Source organism: Paenibacillus sp. Y951 (assembly GCF_056786395.1).
Map to the genome: position 1 here is coordinate 30,087 of NZ_JBXCIY010000021.1, position 17,774 is coordinate 47,860.

General features: G+C 41.5%; 14 protein-coding genes and 1 riboswitch. Of the genes, 12 read left to right on the forward strand and 2 right to left on the reverse strand.

Going from position 1 to position 17,774, the window contains the following annotated elements; all coding sequences use genetic code 11:
- Positions 1–118: 118 nt before the first annotated feature.
- A complete protein-coding gene (locus AC1TPB_RS21300; RefSeq protein ID WP_482078352.1) occupies positions 119–1,405 on the reverse strand; it encodes a glycoside hydrolase family 18 protein in 1,287 nt (428 codons plus the stop codon).
- Between the two features lie 1,226 nt (positions 1,406–2,631).
- Positions 2,632–2,732, forward strand: a riboswitch (purine riboswitch).
- Between the two features lie 333 nt (positions 2,733–3,065).
- Between AC1TPB_RS21300 and purE the strand changes: the two genes are divergently transcribed.
- The 8 genes from purE to purF all read left to right on the forward strand — a co-directional run bounded on the left by purE (position 3,066) and on the right by purF (position 12,020).
- A complete protein-coding gene (gene purE / locus AC1TPB_RS21305; protein ID WP_482062150.1) occupies positions 3,066–3,551 on the forward strand; it encodes a 5-(carboxyamino)imidazole ribonucleotide mutase in 486 nt (161 codons plus the stop codon).
- Entirely contained in the window at positions 3,548–4,744 is a 1,197-nt protein-coding gene (gene purK, locus AC1TPB_RS21310; RefSeq protein ID WP_482078353.1) for a 5-(carboxyamino)imidazole ribonucleotide synthase, read from the forward strand. Before purE ends, purK begins: the two co-directional genes overlap by 4 nt.
- Positions 4,745–4,771: 27 nt before the next feature.
- Positions 4,772–6,073, forward strand: coding sequence for an adenylosuccinate lyase (purB, locus tag AC1TPB_RS21315; protein WP_482078354.1), 1,302 nt, complete (start codon positions 4,772–4,774; stop codon positions 6,071–6,073).
- A gap of 317 nt (positions 6,074–6,390) precedes the next feature.
- A complete protein-coding gene (locus AC1TPB_RS21320) occupies positions 6,391–7,290 on the forward strand; it encodes a phosphoribosylaminoimidazolesuccinocarboxamide synthase (protein ID WP_482078355.1) in 900 nt (299 codons plus the stop codon).
- 97 nt (positions 7,291–7,387) lie between these two features.
- Entirely contained in the window at positions 7,388–7,633 is a 246-nt protein-coding gene (gene purS / locus AC1TPB_RS21325; RefSeq protein ID WP_482062487.1) for a phosphoribosylformylglycinamidine synthase subunit PurS, read from the forward strand.
- Between the two features lie 4 nt (positions 7,634–7,637).
- Positions 7,638–8,333, forward strand: a complete 696-nt coding sequence (purQ, locus tag AC1TPB_RS21330; protein ID WP_482078356.1) for a phosphoribosylformylglycinamidine synthase subunit PurQ — start codon at positions 7,638–7,640, stop codon at positions 8,331–8,333.
- Positions 8,311–10,554: a phosphoribosylformylglycinamidine synthase subunit PurL gene (gene purL / locus AC1TPB_RS21335; protein ID WP_482078357.1), complete on the forward strand. Its 2,244-nt coding sequence runs from the start codon at positions 8,311–8,313 to the stop codon at positions 10,552–10,554. The genes purQ and purL overlap by 23 nt, the downstream gene beginning before the upstream one ends.
- Complete coding sequence (purF, locus tag AC1TPB_RS21340; protein WP_482078358.1) at positions 10,539–12,020, forward strand: amidophosphoribosyltransferase; 1,482 nt, start codon at positions 10,539–10,541, stop codon at positions 12,018–12,020. The genes purL and purF overlap by 16 nt, the downstream gene beginning before the upstream one ends.
- Positions 12,021–12,058: 38 nt before the next feature.
- On the opposite strand, the gene AC1TPB_RS21345 is transcribed toward purF, so the two are convergent.
- Positions 12,059–12,202, reverse strand: a complete 144-nt coding sequence (locus AC1TPB_RS21345; protein WP_482078359.1) for a hypothetical protein — start codon at positions 12,200–12,202, stop codon at positions 12,059–12,061.
- Between the two features lie 346 nt (positions 12,203–12,548).
- On the opposite strand from AC1TPB_RS21345, the gene purM reads away from it, so the two are divergent.
- The 4 genes from purM to purD all read left to right on the forward strand — a co-directional run bounded on the left by purM (position 12,549) and on the right by purD (position 17,761).
- Positions 12,549–13,592, forward strand: a complete 1,044-nt coding sequence (gene purM, locus AC1TPB_RS21350) for a phosphoribosylformylglycinamidine cyclo-ligase (protein WP_482078360.1) — start codon at positions 12,549–12,551, stop codon at positions 13,590–13,592.
- Positions 13,592–14,203 carry a phosphoribosylglycinamide formyltransferase gene (gene purN / locus AC1TPB_RS21355; RefSeq protein ID WP_482078361.1) on the forward strand — a complete coding sequence of 204 codons (612 nt, stop codon included), beginning with the start codon at positions 13,592–13,594 and terminating at the stop codon, positions 14,201–14,203. Before purM ends, purN begins: the two co-directional genes overlap by 1 nt.
- A gap of 717 nt (positions 14,204–14,920) precedes the next feature.
- Positions 14,921–16,468, forward strand: a complete 1,548-nt coding sequence (gene purH, locus AC1TPB_RS21360; RefSeq protein ID WP_482078362.1) for a bifunctional phosphoribosylaminoimidazolecarboxamide formyltransferase/IMP cyclohydrolase — start codon at positions 14,921–14,923, stop codon at positions 16,466–16,468.
- A 27-nt stretch (positions 16,469–16,495) separates the two neighbouring features.
- On the forward strand, positions 16,496–17,761 hold the full coding sequence (gene purD, locus AC1TPB_RS21365) for a phosphoribosylamine--glycine ligase (protein ID WP_482078363.1): 1,266 nt from the start codon (positions 16,496–16,498) through the stop codon (positions 17,759–17,761).
- Positions 17,762–17,774: the final 13 nt, after the last annotated feature.

Sequence of the window (17,774 nt, forward strand, 5' to 3'; positions counted from 1 at the left end):
ATTAGAAATAAGGCTGTTCGTGGTCGACGTCTGTAAGTGACGTTGTTCATGAACAGCCTTTTTATATGGAGAATAGCGAACCGAAGTGAAAAATCTATTGAAAAATTTAGTGCAAAATCTAAAGTTCAAGCTTAGCGACATTGAAATTCTCACTTAGTAGATACCAATTTGTATCCGCAGTAATTCCCAGTTTCCAATAACTAACACCTCTAAGACCGTGTTGTTTCACGAGATTGAATTTGGCTTGAAGACTGCGAGCATCCTCAAACCAGACAATGTGTTGCTTAGCATTTTCATCATAAAAGGAGAAATGAGGAGATTGGGCAGTGACATCATACTCGATGGCTGCTTTTTTCTCGCGTGCAAGTGTAGTTGCAGCTTCTGTACTTAATGCTCGAGCACGCGAGACGCCTTCTTCGTAAGGCAATGTCCACTCGTATCCATACAGCGGAATGCCAAGCATAATTTTGTTAGCTGGAATTTCGGTTAACGCGTAATTAATAACTTTCGACACTTCGTTGAGTGGAGCGACTGCTCGCGGAGGTCCTCCCGTCCAACCCCATTCATAGGTCATAATAATAACAAAATCAAGCACTTCGCCATGAACTTTATAATCATGGGCTTCATACAATACTCCTACCTGATCAGCACTGATTTTGGGAGCAACTGCTGATGATACCAAATAGTTAAATTGATGTAAATGCTTTGTGATGTCTCGCAGAAATTGATTATATAGTTCACGATCTGCAGTTGGAATATATTCAAAATCAATATTTAGCGCTTTGAAGCCACGATCCGTCATTGTATTAGAAACAGTCGTAATAAGATGAGTGTAGGATTGTTGTGTATTGAGCACATGGGAAATAAGTTCGCCACTAAAGCCTTGATCTGAAATATTTGAAATAGCCATCATAGGTGTAACGCCATTAGCAATGGCAACTTCGCGCAGTGCTTCATCGTTAAGCGGTAGCAGTGTACCATCTTCTTGAATATGGTAGCTGAATATGGTGAGATAGGTTAGCTCATTGGCATGATCTGTTACTTCTTTTTGTGCGTTCTCATCGTAACGTTCAATATAACCGTTCACTTCTATCGTTGTTAATTGCGGAGTAGGGATTTTAATAATCTGCCCTGGCTTTATAAGAGCGGGATTACTGATATTATTAGCGTCCGCAATTTCTTGTAGACTTAATCCATATTGGCGAGCAATAGCCCATAATGATTCTCCGCGTGCAACTTTATGAGTTTTACTACTAGATGGAGTAGGGATAATTAATGCTTGACCAACGACAAGGGCATCACTTGGTTGTATATTATTCACTTCAACAAGATGCTCAAGCGGTACGCCATAGGTTCGTGCCAAATTCCACAATGAATCATTCCGCGAAACGGTATGTATTTGCATGCTTTACCTCCCAAAGTTTTTGATAGGAATTAAATGAACATACGATTGAAATATGATCATTTTTCATACGATAATCGCTCGCAAGTGGTGCTACTGTTACTACTTAGTTTATTCACCAACTTAATAAAGCAAAAATGACCCTACGGACGCTACATTCGAGCAATAGTGGAGCTGTAACGCTAAAAATGACCTTACGGACGCGCCATTCGAGCAATAGTGGAGCTGTAACGCTAAAAATGACCCTACGGACGCTACATTCGAGCAATAGTGGAGCTGTAACGCTAAAAATGACCTTACGGACGCGCCATTCGAGCAATAGTGGAGCTGTAACGCTAAAAATGACCCTACGGACGCTACATTCGAGCAATAGTGGAGCTGTAACGCTAAAAATGACCTTACGGACGCGCCATTCGAGTAATAGTGGAGCTGTAACGCTAAAAATGACCCTACGGACGCTACATTCGAGCAATTGTGGAGCTGTAACGCTAAAAATGACCCTACAGACACTACATTCGAGCAATAGTGGCGCTGTAACACCAAAATTGACGCTACGGATGCGACTATCGAGCAATTATGTCCCTCTTAACTTGAAACCTAATTGGTCACAAAAAAGTAACCTTGTTTTTCATCCCTAGACCTATGCCTTAGCGAAGCGAACTAATCGTTCTCCTCTGTTCTAGCGAAGAGAACTAATTGCTAGTGGAGAAGCGATAGCGTTCGTTTTTGTCCTCGGATTTATACCACTATTCCTAATACAATAAATCCGAGGACAACGGCGATCGGAACAGCAATTAGTTTTCGGAGCGATCCCGATCGGAACAGCAATTAGTTCTCGGAGCGATCTCTGATCCCTGATTAGTTCTCGCAGCTTAATATACTCATATATATTCATCTGAAATTGCCTATATTATAAGAAATAGAAATAATTGTAGTTTATGTAGGTTTATTCGTTTCGGAGATTACATTTCATGTTAGATATCAGTGAACTTACGTGAAAAACGTCAATATTTAGCTGTTAACATTTCAATTTGTGTTAGAAAAGCGAACTATAATAATTGATTGATGATTAATGTTCGTATTTTGTTGACAGTATACATAGAGTTAGATAAACTATAAGTGCAAGTGCGAAAGTCGAATGTTTTGACATCACGAAGGTGAGCTAAACGTACAGTTTGTAAAGTAAATTAGGTTAATAAGATAGCTTGTTGAATAACTAATATTATGATTGAGAAATTATGTATATAACTCGTATATGTTTGAGGGAATGGCTCAAACGTTTCTACCCGGAACCAATACTTTCTGGACTACGAACTTATTGAAGCGATTGAATGAAACGGTAAATAGCACTTACCTAGCGAAAATTGGATATGTTAATATTTCTAATGGTGACTAGTGTAACTTTTTATACGTCAATGGAGTTTGCTTTTAACTTCGATCAATTCATAAGCGGAAACATACGTATTAGCTTATTAATTATTATGTCGCTAATATAGTTATGTTTCATCGAAGTCCAGTAGCAATTCTGAAATAGTTTGCTAGTGGACTTTTTGTGTTTTTTGTTTTAATTGTATGTATAAATTGTCATTAAATTCATGTAGAGATTATCATTAGATTGAAGTAAAGATCATTAACTTTATATATAGAAAGTAGGTCATTCGTAATGTCTGCAAAGGTTGGCGTAATCATGGGAAGCAAGTCAGATTGGGCAACAATGAAGCTAGCTTGTGATATTCTGGAAGAGCTTGAAATTCCCTATGAGAAAAAAGTGGTTTCTGCGCATCGTACTCCTGATCTAATGTTTGAATATGCAGAAACTGCTCAGCAACGAGGAATTAAGGTCATTATTGCCGGTGCAGGTGGTGCTGCACATTTACCTGGTATGGTTGCAGCAAAAACGATATTGCCCGTTATTGGTGTTCCAGTGAAATCCTCGAATTTGAGTGGACTAGATTCCTTGCTTTCGATCGTACAAATGCCAGGTGGTATTCCTGTGGCAACGGTAGCGATTGGTAATGCAGGAGCAACGAATGCAGGCCTACTAGCAGCACAGATGCTAGCAACGTCAGATAGCGAATTACAAGTGCGCGTCGCAGCTCGTAGAGAACGCGTGAAGCAAGAAGTGTTAGAAAGTAGTGAAGAGATATGAGTGAGCGTCAAGTGGACGTAACTATTAAGACTATTCTACCTGGCTCTACAATTGGAGTGCTTGGTGGCGGTCAACTGGGACGTATGATTGCGAACGCTGGTAGTGAGCTCGGATATCGCTTTGTAACGCTTGATCCAACAGTTGGTGGACCAATGGGGCAAGTGAGTGAGCAAATTGTTGCGAAATACGACGATGCCAATGCTGCTCGTGAGCTTGCGAAGCGTGCGGATGTCATTACGTATGAATTTGAAAATGTAGATGCTGGTGTAGCGGCTATGTTAATGGAAGAAGCTTATGTCCCGCAAGGAAGCCACTTGCTGTATACGACTCAGCATCGTTTGCGTGAGAAGCGTGCGATCGAGGCTGCTGGTGTACAGGTTGCTCCTTATCGTGAAATTACATCACAAGCTGATTTGGAAGCTGCTGTTGCCGAGTTCGGCGTACCTTGTGTCTTGAAGACAGCTACAGGTGGTTACGATGGCAAAGGTCAATGGGTAATTCGAAGCGAGCAAGAGATTGCTGAAGCATATGAGACATTAGCAAAGGCGAAAACTGAACTAGTATTGGAGAAATTCATCAAATTCCAAAAAGAAATATCAGTTATTGCAGCACGCAGTCCGCAAGGTGAAGTGAAAGTTTTCCCTGCATCTGAAAACATTCATATTAGTAATATTCTTCATCTGTCTATCGTTCCGGCACGCATCGAACCAGCATTACAACAACAAGCTGAGCAACTTGCTATGCAAATTGCGCAAGGACTTGATGCGGTAGGACTAATTGCAGTAGAAATGTTTGTAACCGAGCAAGGTGAGCTTTTCGTTAATGAGCTTGCACCTCGTCCACATAATAGCGGTCATTATACAATGGAAGCATGTCGCACATCACAATTTGAGCAGCATATTCGCTCTGTATGTAACTTACCGCTAGGAGATACGAGCCTAACAACTCCAGTTGTGATGGTCAATGTACTAGGTCAGCATGTTGCATCATTGCTTGAGAGATTTGCAGCACATGATGAGCTTGCCGATCAATTGGCTGTAACAACAAAGCTTCATTTGTATGGGAAAGCTGATGCTGTCCATAACCGTAAAATGGGTCATGTGAACGTATTAGCTCGTAGCGTTGATGATGCAATGCAGTGGATTGAAGCTACTGGCATTTGGACAGAAGAATGGGCAAGTTGGAATAATTAACTTAGATACTGGAAGGGTGTTACTAGAATGTTGGAGCGTTATAGCAGACCAGAGATGAGAGCGATTTGGACAGAACAAAATAAATTCCAAGCTTGGTTAGAAGTAGAACTTTGTGCTTGTGAAGCATGGGTAGAGCTAGGCGTTATCCCAGCTGAAGATGTTGAGGCACTTCGTGCTAAAGCTACTTTTGATGTAGAGCGCATTTATGAGATCGAGCAAGAAACTCGTCACGATGTTATTGCTTTCACGCGTGCCGTATCTGAGACGGTTGGTCCAGAACGCAAATGGGTGCACTACGGTCTAACTTCAACAGACGTTGTTGACACTGCTACAGGCTACTTGCTACTTCAAGCAAATGCCATACTGAGACAAGATATCGAAAACTTTATTGCGATTGTTCGTGAAAAGGCGATTCAATATAAAGATACACCAATGATGGGACGTACGCATGGTGTGCACGCTGAGCCTACAACATTCGGCTTGAAGCTTGCGCTATGGTATGAGGAAATGAAACGTAATCTTGAGCGCTTCGAGCATGCGGCTGATAACGTTCAATACGGTAAAATTTCTGGTGCGGTTGGAACGTATGCTAACATCGATCCATTCGTTGAAGAATTTGTTTGTAAGAAGCTAGGTACTAAGCCAGCTCCTATTTCTACACAAACGCTGCAGCGTGATCGTCATGCTGAATATATGGCAACATTAGCGTTAATTGCAACTTCTCTTGATAAATTCGCAACGGAAATTCGTGCGCTGCAAAAGAGTGAGATCCGTGAAGTTGAGGAAGCTTTCGCAAAAGGTCAAAAAGGATCTTCTGCAATGCCTCACAAACGTAACCCAATTGGTTGTGAAAACATCTCTGGTCTATCTCGTGTCATTCGTGGACATATGCTTACTGCATACGAAAACGTAACGCTATGGCATGAAAGGGATATTTCTCATTCATCAGCAGAGCGTATCATTCTTCCAGATGCAACGATGTTGTTGAATTATATGCTTAATCGACTAGGAAACATAATTAAAAACCTGACGGTGTTCCCTGAAAACATGAAACGTAATATGAGCGCAACGTATGGTGTTCCATTCTCTGGTCGTGTATTAACGAAGTTGATCGACAAAGGTTTCAGTCGTGAGGCTGCTTACGATACCGTTCAACCTCGTGCGATGCAGGCCTGGGAAACAAAAGTACAATTCCGTACTATTATAGAAGAAACAGCTGAGATTACAGCTGTATTATCTCCAGAAGAGTTGGATGATGCGTTTAATCCGCAGTGGCATCTGAAGCACGTGGACACCATCTTCACCCGCTTAGGCTTAGTTCACACGTGATCACGATGAGGATGCTGACGTAGCATAATCGACATCGAATATGAAGCGAACTTGGAAAGTACGGTTCGCGTGTACGTAATCATGTACACTTGCGCTTCCGCCTTTCTCAAGTAGCGCTCCATCTTCTCGGTGCTGACGCGTGAACAGCGCGGAAGTAAAGAGTTGCAAGTATTTCTGGTTTGAGAATGATTTTGATGGCATTATTGTGGGTCGAACAAATTGAACTCATATCTCCGATATGGTGGTTCAATTTGTTCGGACTACTTCTATAGAAAGTCTCAGTTATAAATGATTACTTCTAGGAGGGATCTATGTTAATGACTAAGCAAGTGCAAGCTATTTCTTCAGCGGTTGACTATGTTCGTGCACCTCTTATTTATAAAGGGAAGGTTCGCGAATTGTATGATCTAGGCGAGCATTTCTTGATTGTTGTTACAGACCGTATCTCTGCATTTGACTATGTGCTTGATCCTGCGGTTCCTGACAAAGGGAATGTGTTGAACTCACTTTCTGCCTATTGGTTTGCAATAACTGAAAATGTCATTGCTAATCATGTTGTTCATACGGATGTATATAAGCTAGGCGACATTGTTACTGATCCTGAATTGCTGAAAAATCGTATTATGGTGTCTCGTAAAGCTGAACGTATCGATATGGAATGTATCGTTCGCGGCTATATTACGGGCGGCGGCTGGAGACAATACCAGGAATCAGGTGGTATTAACGGAGAATCGTTACCAGGTGGCTTACGTAAAAATGAGAAGCTTGCTGAGCCGATCTTCACACCTTCAGCGAAAAATGATATCGGTCATGATGAAGATATTTCATTTGCTGAGATGAGTAAGCGTATTGGTAAGGAACTTGCTGAGGCATTGCGCGAGCATAGTATTACACTCTATAACTTCGCCCAAGCGTATTGCTTGGATAAGGGGATCATCCTTGTAGATTGTAAATTCGAATTTGGCATTATCGATGGCGAGATTATTTTAATTGATGAAATCTTCACGCCAGACTCTGCTCGTTTCTGGGCACAAGATAAATTCGCTTATGATATTGAAATTGAGAGTATGGACAAAGAGCCCGTTCGTGCTTATCTATTAAGCTCTGACTGGGATCGAGATAGTAAACCAGCGCCCCTCCCAGATCATGTTGTTGAAGAGACTGCGGCGCGTTATCGTAATATTTATACTTCTATTACGGATCAGCAATTAAGCTAAATTAATCTAAATATAAACAATATGGACTATACTGCCGCACATACTTATTGCTTATATGCAGCCCCGCGAGTAGTAAACTCAAAGTCCCTAGGAGGATATTATGAAGGCAACTGTTTACGTAACGATTAAAGAGAATGTACTAGATCCACAAGGGACTGCTGTGCAAGGCGCACTTCACTCAATGGGATTCAATGAAGTTGGGAAAGTGCGTATTGGAAAGTATTTGGAAGTTAATCTTGATACTACTGATCGTGCAGAGGCTGAAGCTCGCCTTAAAGTTATGTGTGAAAAGCTATTAGCTAACACTGTTGTTGAAGACTACCGATTTGAACTGGAGGACTAATGTTATGAAGTTTGCTGTACTTGTATTTCCAGGCTCTAACTGTGATATCGACTGCTACAAGGCTGTTGAGCAAGCCATTGGTCAAGAAGTAGATTATGTATGGCATACAGCGACGGACTTGTCCGCTTATGACTGTATTCTAGTACCAGGTGGATTCTCTTATGGAGATTATCTTCGTTGTGGTGCAATTGCACGCTTTGCTAATGTTATGAATGAAGTTCAAAAAGCTGCTGATGCAGGTAAATATATTTTAGGGATTTGCAATGGTTTCCAAATTCTTACGGAAGCTAACTTGCTACCAGGCGCATTAATTCGTAACAATGGTTTGAAATTCCGTTGTCACCAAACGCCGCTTGAAGTTGTGAATAACAAAACACCATTTACAACAGATTATGCACAAGGCGAAATTATTAATATTCCAATTGCACATGGTGAAGGTAACTACTTCTGCGACGATGAAACATTAGCAGAATTGAATGCCAATAATCAAATCGTATTCCGCTATGCAGATGACACTAACCCGAATGGTTCTATGGATAATATTGCAGGAATTAGTAATAAAGCAGGTAACATAGTAGGAATGATGCCTCACCCTGAGCGCGCAGTTAGCGAAATCTTAGGTTCTGCAGACGGCAAACGTATGTTTACATCGATTTTGAATGCATGGAGGGAACAACATGGCACAGCAATTAACGGCTAAGGAACCAACCGTAGAACAAATCGCGGAGCAAAAAATCTATCAACAATTCGGCGTATCAGATTCTGAATTTGATCTAATCTGTGGCTTCCTTGGACGCAAGCCCAACTATACAGAAATTGGTGTATTCAGTGTTATGTGGTCTGAGCACTGTGCTTACAAAAGCTCTAAGCCAATTCTGAAAAAATTCCCGATTACTGGACCAAAAGTTCTTATGGGTCCTGGTGAAGGTGCTGGTATCGTCGATATCGGTGACAACCAAGCAGTCGTATTCAAAATTGAATCACATAACCATCCATCTGCAGTCGAGCCTTTCCAAGGTGCTGCAACGGGTGTTGGTGGTATCCTTCGTGATATTTTCTCGATGGGTGCTCGTCCAATTGCACTGCTTAACAGTCTTCGCTTTGGTAGCCTAGAAAATGAACGCGTGAAGTACTTGTTCGAGAACGTTGTTAGCGGTATTGCTGGCTACGGTAACTGTATCGGTGTTCCGACCGTTGGCGGCGAAGTTAACTTTGATGAAAGCTACGAAGGTAACCCACTTGTTAACGCGATGTGCGTTGGGTTAATCGATCATGATAAAATTCAAACTGGTGTTGCAAAAGGTGTAGGTAACCCGGTATTCTATGTTGGTCCTGCAACGGGTCGTGATGGTATTCACGGTGCAACGTTCTCTTCTGTTGAACTATCTGAAGAATCAGAGCAAAACCGTACTGCTGTTCAAGTTGGCGATCCGTTTATGGAAAAGCTAGTTATGGAAGCTACGCTTGAGCTAATCAACTCAGGTATCGTACTAGGTATTCAAGATATGGGTGCTGCTGGACTTACATGCTCAAGTGCTGAGATGGCATCTAAAGCAGGTAACGGTCTTGAGTTATATCTTGATGAAGTTCCACAACGTGAAACAGATATGACACCATATGAAATGATGCTATCTGAATCTCAAGAGCGTATGCTATTCGTTATTGAACCAAAACATGAAGCACAAGCGAAAGAAATTTTCGAGCGTTGGGGTATTATTTGTGCGAAGGTTGGTAAAGTAACGGATGATGGACGTCTTCGTCTTATTCATAAAGGTAAAGAAGTAGCCGATATGCCTGTACAAGCACTAGTTGATGAGTGTCCTGTATACAATAAGCCATCTTCTGAGCCAGCATATTATCGTGAATTTGCTAATGTAGATGCAGCAGACTTTGCTGAGCTTACAGATTTGAACGGAACACTAGAAGAGATTCTTGCATCTCCAACTGTAGCAAGCAAAGAGTGGGTTTATAACCAATATGATTATATGGTTCGTACAGCGACTGCCGTTCAACCAGGTTCTGATGCAGCTGTCGTATTAGTTGACGGTACTCGCAAAGCACTTGCAATGACGACAGACTGTAATAGCCGTTATGTATATCTTGATCCAGAAATGGGCGGACGTATTGCCGTATCTGAAGCGGCGCGTAACATCGTATGTTCTGGTGCTGAGCCACTGGCGATTACAGATAACTTGAACTTTGGTTCTCCAGATAAACCAGAAGTATTCTGGCAACTTGAGAAATCTGCTGATGGTATTAGTGAAGCTTGTGTAGCACTAGAAACTCCAGTTATCGGTGGTAACGTAAGCTTGTACAATGAAAATAATAAAGGTGCAATCTACCCTACACCAGTTATCGGTATGGTAGGTCTTGTACACGACATAGATCATATTACGACTCAAGGTTTCAAATCAGAAGGTGATATTATCGTCCTTCTTGGTGAAACGAAGCCAGAGTTTGGTGGTTCTGAGCTGCAATATGTGAAAAATGGTGCTCCATCCGGACGCCCGCCAGAACTTGACCTAGCTGTTGAGAAAAATGTTCAACAAGCCGTATTAACTGCCATCCAAGCTGGTTTTGTTGCTTCTGCACATGACTTGTCTGAAGGTGGTATTGCAACGGCAATCGTAGAAAGCTGCATTAGTGGTAACATCGGAGCAAACGTTGCTACGACGACTAGTCTACGTACTGATCATTATCTATTCAGTGAGTCTCAATCTCGTATTCTATTGTCTGCTACACCAGCAAAAGCTGATGAGTTACTTGCTCATTTAGTAGCAAAAGGTGTTGCTCATGCTGTAATCGGTACGGTTGGCGGCAACGATCTAAATATTTCTGTTAATGACAAAGCTGCAATTAATGGTCCAGTCGCTAAATTCGCGAGAGTGTGGAAGGAAGCGATCCCATGTCTAATGAAGTAAAAGACTTACAACTTTGGACGGGTGATCATTATAACGAAGGTATCGGTCGTGATGATATCTTCGATAAGCTAAGAGAAGAGTGCGGTGTGTTCGGAGTTTTCGGGCACCCCGACGCTGCTGGCGTATCGTATTATGGTTTGCATGCTCTTCAGCATCGTGGAGAAGAAAGTGCAGGCATTTGTACAGTCGACGTTAGCGACAATAATCAATTTAATTACCACCGTGAGATGGGTCTTGTAAAGGAAGTATTTACGCAAGATATTCTTTCAAAGCTGAAGGGGGAGCGTGCGATTGGACATGTACGTTACTCGACAGCAGGGGAAAGCAGATTGGCAAATGCACAGCCGCTAATTTTCAAGTACCGTGACGGCGATCTTGCGGTTGCTACGAACGGTAATATTGTTAATGCTCCTGAAATTCGTAAAGAGTTAGAAATGAGTGGTTCAATTTTTCAAACTTCAAGTGATACAGAAGTTATCGCTCATTTAATTGCTCGTTCATCGAAGGATTTTGTGGAAGCAGCTCGTGATGCACTAGCACGTCTAGTTGGCGGTTTTGCTTTCTTAATTATGACGAACAACAAGATGATTGCAGCATCAGATCCACATGGTTTGCGTCCATTAGCTATGGCAACGCTTGGTGAGGGCTATGCGTTCTCATCTGAAACTTGCGGCTTTGAAGCTGTTGGTGCCGTGTATGTACGTGATGTACAGCCTGGTGAAATGATCATTATTGATGAACATGGCGTTAGCTACGAACGTTATGATGCTGGTGAGTCTCGCCGTGCTATTTGTGCGATGGAGTATATATACTTCGCAAGACCGGATAGTGATATTAACGAAATTAACATTCATGCCGCTCGTAAACGTATGGGGAAGCGTCTTGCAACAGAATCTTTTGTAGATGCGGATATTGTGACAGGTGTGCCTGACTCCAGTATTTCAGCTGCGATTGGTTATGCAGAGCAAACAGGTATTCCATATGAGCTAGGTTTGATCAAAAATAAATATACAGGTCGTACTTTCATCCAACCTTCACAGGAACTTCGTGAAAAAGGGGTTAAGATGAAGCTTTCGGCTGTTCGTAAAGTAGTAGAAGGTAAACGAGTAGTTATGATTGATGATTCGATCGTTCGTGGAACAACTTCGTTACGTATCGTCAACTTGTTACGTGAAGCTGGTGCTACTGAAGTGCATGTCAGAATTACTTCACCACCATTCAAAAATCCTTGCTACTATGGTATTGATACGCCTAATCGCGATGAATTGATCGCATCATATCGCAGTGTTGAGGAAATTCGTCAACAGATTAATGCAGATTCACTAACCTTCTTATCTGATGAAGGTTTGATGGAAGCTGTTGGCGGTCATGATGGAAAGTATAAGCATGGTATGTGTATGGGATGCTTTGATAATGATTATCCAACTGAAGTAGATGAAACATCCGATAAAAGCTGCAGCTGTTAGAAGTGGGTTAAAAAGCGGACTTTGATAACGATGATTGACTAATGTAGCGTATTCGACATCGCATCTGAAGCGAACTTGGAAAGTACGGTTCGAATGTACCAATAACGTACACTTGCGCTTCCGCCTTTCTCAAGTAGCACTTCATCTTCTCGATTCTGAAAGCCCACTTTTTGAACCATCATTATACAGAGGAAGTTCAAAAAGTGGGCTTTTGATAATGAAGATTACGCTAATATAGAAGTGTTTTATGAAGTGGAAAAAGGTATATGCTTTCGAAGTGATTTTTCGTTTACGAGAGGTTACTTCAGGAAGTTAACGAAAAAGGTTTATGCTTTCGATGTAATTTTTTCATTTGCAGGAAGTATATCGAGAAGTTATGAAAAATGGTTTATGCTTTCGAAGTGACTTTTCATTAGCGAGAAGTAACTTCGAGAAGATAATGAAAAGTGGTTTATGCTATCGAAGTAATTTTTTGTTTACGAGAAGTTATTTCGAGAAGTTAACGAAAAATTTTAGGAGTTGACATTAATGTCAGAAGCGTACAAAAAAGCTGGCGTCGATATTGCGGCGGGTAATGAAGCAGTAGAACGTATGAAGAAGCATGTAAAACGTACTTTCCGTCCAGAGGTTATGGCTGATCTTGGTGGATTCGGAGGCTTGTTCAGCTTGAACAAGGAAAAGTATGAAGAGCCAGTATTGGTTTCTGGTACTGATGGTGTTGGTACAAAGCTGATGCTTGCATTCGCAATGGACAAACATGATACGATCGGTATTGATGCTGTAGCAATGTGCGTAAACGATATTATTGTGCAAGGTGCTGAGCCTTTATTCTTCCTTGACTATCTTGCTTGCGGCAAAGTAGTACCTGAGAAGATCGAAGCAATCGTTGCTGGTATTTCTGAAGGATGTGTACAATCTGGTTGTGCGCTAATCGGTGGTGAAACTGCTGAGATGCCTGGTATGTATTCAGAGGATGAATATGATATTGCTGGATTTACGGTTGGTATCGTTGATCGTGCGAAGATGATAGATGGTTCTACCATTGCTCCTGGAGATGTTGTGCTAGGCTTCGCTTCAAGCGGTATTCATAGTAATGGCTTCTCGCTTGTGCGCCGTCTACTGCTTGAAGAAGTAGGTTATTCTCTGCAAGATGAGCTTGCTGAATTAGGTGGAGCTAAGCTTGGAGACGTTCTACTAGAGCCAACGAAAATTTATGTGAAATCAGCTTTGAAATTAATCGAGCAAGTGAATGTGAAAGGTATGGCTCACATTACTGGCGGCGGATTTATTGAAAATATTCCACGCGTATTACCAGAAGGTGTTAATGTTGATGTGAACTATGGTTCATGGCCAATTTTACCAATCTTCGAATTAATGCAACAAAAAGGAAATGTTACGAATCGTGACATGTTCACAACATTTAATATGGGCATTGGACTTGTTGTGGTTGTTCCAGCTGAGCAAGCCGAAGAAGCAATTCGTATTGCTAATGAGTTAGGTGAGCAAGCCTACGCTATTGGAACGGTAACGGAAGGTAACCGCATCGTAACGTTTACTGGAGCAGAAGTGTAATGACATTACGTATCGCTGTATTTGCATCAGGTCAAGGCTCGAACTTTCAAGCTATTGTGGATGCAGTACGGGAGAAGAAGCTCGATGCATCCATCGAGCTTCTTGTTTGTGATAAGCCACTAGCTCCTGTTGTTGCACGTGCAGAGCAAGCGGGAGTAGAAGCATTTGTATTCAAGCCCAAGAATTATGCTTCTCGTGAGGCTTATGAACAGGAAATATTAGCAATTATGCAACAAAAGCAGGTTGATCTTGTTGTACTTGCTGGTTATATGAGAATTATTACGTCTGTGCTAGTTGAACCCTATTATGGACGTATGCTTAATGTGCATCCGTCGATGCTACCAAGCTTCCCCGGTGTTAACGCATTAGGGCAAGCGCTAGACTACGGAGTGAAAGTAACAGGAGTTACGGTTCACTATGTAGATGGCGGCTTAGATAGTGGTCCAATCGTTGCTCAGCGCGCAGTAGCCATTGAAGACGGCGATACTGAAGAAAGTCTTGCAGCTCGTATTCATATGATTGAGCAAGAGTTGTATCCGCAGGTTATTCAATGGACAGCGGAAGGTAGAGTACAGATAGAAGGCAGACATGTAACAATTTGCTCTAATTAGTGACTAGCGTGCGAATCGCACCGGAATAAAGTAGCAATTTGCTCTAATTAGTGGCTAGCGTGCAATTATCGTCGGAATAAAGTAACATTTTACTCTAATTAGTGACTAGCGTGCAATTATCGTCGGAATAAAGTAACATTTTACTCTAATTAGTGACTATCGTGCGAATAGCACCGGAATAAAGTAGCAATTTGCTCTAATTAGTGGCTAGCGTGCAATTATCGTCAGAATAAAGTAGCAATTTGCTCTAATTAGTGCCTAGCGTGCAATTATCGTCAGAATAAAGTAACAATTTGCTCTAATTAGTGGCTAGCGTGCAATTATCGTCAGAATAAAGTAACAATTTGCTCTAATTAGTGGCTAGCGTGCAATTATCGTCGGAATAAAGTAACAATTTACTCTAATTAGTGGCTAGCGTGCAATTACCGTCAGAATAAAGTAACAATTTGCTCTAATTAGTGGCTAGCGTGCAATTACCGTCAGAATAAAGTAACAATTTGCTCTAATTAGTGGCTAGCGTGCAATTATCGTCAGAATAAAGTAACATTTTACTCTAATTAGTGACAAGTATGCAATTATCTTCGGTATAAAGCAACTTTATATTTACAGGAAGTAAATTATGAAGACAATGAATAATGGATTATGCTTTCGAAGTAACTTTTTATTAACAGGAAGCTACATCGGGAAGCTATAAAAAGTTTGTAGGAGGAATAAATAGTGGCAATTCGTAGAGCGTTAATTAGTGTATCTGACAAAACAGGAATCGTTGAGTTCTCAAGAGCTTTGACTGAGCAAGGTGTTGAAATTATTTCTACAGGTGGTACTTTCAATTTGCTACAAAAAGAAGGGGTACCTGTAATTGGTATTTCTGATGTTACTGGTTTCCCTGAAATTTTGGATGGACGTGTAAAAACTTTGCACCCAGCAGTTCATAGTGGTTTGTTAGCTGTTCGTGATAGTGAAGAGCATCAACAAGCTATGAAAGATCTAGGACTTGATTATATCGATCTAGTAGTAGTTAATTTGTATCCTTTCAAAGAAACGATTGCAAAACCAGATGTATCTTATGAAGATGCGATTGAAAACATCGATATTGGTGGACCGACGATGCTTCGTTCTGCTGCGAAAAACCATGCTTTCGTTACCGTTGTTGTTGATGCTGCTGACTATGCAGGAATCGTTGAAGAGCTTAAAGCCGAAGGCGTTACTACATTAGCAACTCGTAAACGTCTTGCTGCTAAAGTATTCCGTCACACTGCAGCATACGATTCTCTAATCTCTGATTACTTGTCTAAGCTTCAAGGTGATCCACTACCTGAAACCTATACAGTAACATATGAGAAGGTTCAAGATTTGCGCTATGGTGAGAACCCTCATCAAAAAGCAGCGTTCTATAAAAAGCCGCTGGCGGCTAGTGGAAACATTACAACTGCTGAGCAGCTACATGGTAAAGAGCTTTCTTACAATAATATTAATGATGCGAACGCAGCACTTGCAATTTTGAAAGAATTTGAAGAGCCTGCAGTTGTTGCCGTTAAGCATATGAATCCATGTGGAGTAGGTATCGGAGCAGATATTCATCAAGCTTACCAAAAAGCTTATGCAGCTGATTCAACATCTATTTTTGGTGGTATTGTTGCTGCTAACCGTACGATTGGTGCGGAAACTGCTGAACTTCTAGGAAGCATCTTCCTTGAAATCATTATTGCTCCGGACTTTACTGCGGAAGCACTTGAAATATTGACTAAGAAGAAAAATATTCGTCTTATGAAGCTAGGTGAATTCCAAGCAGCTGGCGAGCGTCAAGCTGATTGGGTAGTAACATCAGTAGATGGCGGTATGTTAGTTCAAGAGAGTGATGTTCATAATATTAAAATTGAAGATCTTCAAGTAGTAACTGATCGTCAGCCTACTGAAGAAGAAATGAAACAACTGCTATTCGGATGGAAAGTTGTTAAACATGTGAAATCTAATGCTATTCTACTTGCCAAAGATGATATGACGATCGGCGTTGGTGCAGGTCAGATGAATCGTGTTGGTGCTGCTCGTATTGCGATTGAGCAAGCTGCTGAAAATGTTCAAGGAGCAATTCTTGCATCAGATGCATTCTTCCCGATGGGTGATACTGTCGAGCTTGCAGCAAAAGCTGGTATTACAGCAATTATTCAACCAGGTGGATCAATTAAAGACGAAGAGTCTATTGCAGTGGCAAATGCGAATAACATTGCGATGGTATTTACAAGCGTTCGTCATTTCAAACATTAATTTGAATATGAAGGGAGACTCTTTGCATTGAACATTTTAGTTATTGGTAGCGGTGGTCGTGAACATACGATCGTATGGTCATTGAACAAAAGTGATAAAGTTAGCAAGCTATATTGTGCTCCAGGTAATGCTGGTATTGCTCAAATTGCTGAGTGCGTACCGATCGGTGTATTCCAATTTGACGAGCTGGTTGCCTTTGCTAAGGATGCAAGCATTGATCTTGTGTTTGTCGGTCCAGATGATCCGTTAGCACAAGGTATTGTCGACGCTTTTGAAGCTGCGGGTATTCCTGCTTTTGGTCCTAATAAAGCAGCAGCTGAAATCGAAGGTAGCAAAATCTTTATGAAGGATCTACTGAAAAAATACAATATCCCAACAGCTAAGTACGAGACATTTACAGACTTTGAGTCTGCTCTAACTTATTTGAAAGCACAAGAAGTTCCAATCGTTATTAAAGCGGATGGTCTTGCCGCTGGTAAAGGTGTTACAGTAGCAGCTACTCTTGAAGAGGCTGAAGAAGCACTTCGCTCCATTATGGTTGAGAAAGTATTTGGCGATGCTGGCAATCATGTTGTTATCGAAGAATTTCTAGCTGGTCAAGAAATGTCTATTTTAGCATTTGTTGATGGCGAGACAGTTAAGTCAATGGTTCCTGCGCAGGATCATAAGCAGATTTTTGACGGAGATAAAGGTCCGAATACTGGCGGTATGGGTACGTATACGCCACTTCCACATATCGATCAACATATTATTGATGAAGCGATTGAGAATATTATTATTCCAACTGCAAAAGCAATGGTAAGCGAAGGTCGTCCATTCCGTGGTGTACTATTTGCCGGATTGATGATTACGAAGGATGGTCCGAAAACGATCGAGTTTAACGCTCGTATGGGTGATCCAGAAACTCAAGTTGTATTGCCTCGTCTGAAGACTGATCTACTAGAAATCGTGCTAGCTGCTATGAACGGAACGTTAGCTGAGCTTGAAATCGAGTGGAATGATGATGCAGCGGTATGCGTAGTTATTGCTTCTGAAGGCTATCCAGCAGCTTATCCGAAAGGAAAAGTAATTACTGGTCTTGAAGCAGCAGAAGCGAAGGGCGCTCTAGTATTCCATGCTGGAACAGCGATGCAGGATGGTCAATTCGTAACGAATGGCGGCCGTGTTCTTGGTGTTGTAGGCTTAGGAGAGAATATAGCAGCTGCGCGGGCGCATGCATATGATGCTATAGCTAGCATTCAGTTTGATGGGATGCAAAGCCGCACTGATATCGCGATGAAAGCTTTAGTTTAAGAGGAAGTTCAAA

What these genes read in the sequence shown, in the direction of transcription:
- purM (WP_482078360.1), top strand. Translation starts at nt 12,549, where the DNA reads ATGTCAGAAGCGTACAAAAAAGCTGGCGTCGATATTGCGGCGGGTAAT.
- purL (WP_482078357.1), top strand. Translation starts at nt 8,311, where the DNA reads ATGGCACAGCAATTAACGGCTAAGGAACCAACCGTAGAACAAATCGCG.
- purF (WP_482078358.1), top strand. Translation starts at nt 10,539, where the DNA reads ATGTCTAATGAAGTAAAAGACTTACAACTTTGGACGGGTGATCATTAT.
- purN (WP_482078361.1), top strand. Translation starts at nt 13,592, where the DNA reads ATGACATTACGTATCGCTGTATTTGCATCAGGTCAAGGCTCGAACTTT.
- AC1TPB_RS21345 (WP_482078359.1), bottom strand. Translation starts at nt 12,202, where the DNA reads ATGATGGTTCAAAAAGTGGGCTTTCAGAATCGAGAAGATGAAGTGCTA.
- purQ (WP_482078356.1), top strand. Translation starts at nt 7,638, where the DNA reads ATGAAGTTTGCTGTACTTGTATTTCCAGGCTCTAACTGTGATATCGAC.
- AC1TPB_RS21320 (WP_482078355.1), top strand. Translation starts at nt 6,391, where the DNA reads ATGACTAAGCAAGTGCAAGCTATTTCTTCAGCGGTTGACTATGTTCGT.
- purB (WP_482078354.1), top strand. Translation starts at nt 4,772, where the DNA reads ATGTTGGAGCGTTATAGCAGACCAGAGATGAGAGCGATTTGGACAGAA.
- purK (WP_482078353.1), top strand. Translation starts at nt 3,548, where the DNA reads ATGAGTGAGCGTCAAGTGGACGTAACTATTAAGACTATTCTACCTGGC.
- AC1TPB_RS21300 (WP_482078352.1), bottom strand. Translation starts at nt 1,405, where the DNA reads ATGCAAATACATACCGTTTCGCGGAATGATTCATTGTGGAATTTGGCA.
- purE (WP_482062150.1), top strand. Translation starts at nt 3,066, where the DNA reads ATGTCTGCAAAGGTTGGCGTAATCATGGGAAGCAAGTCAGATTGGGCA.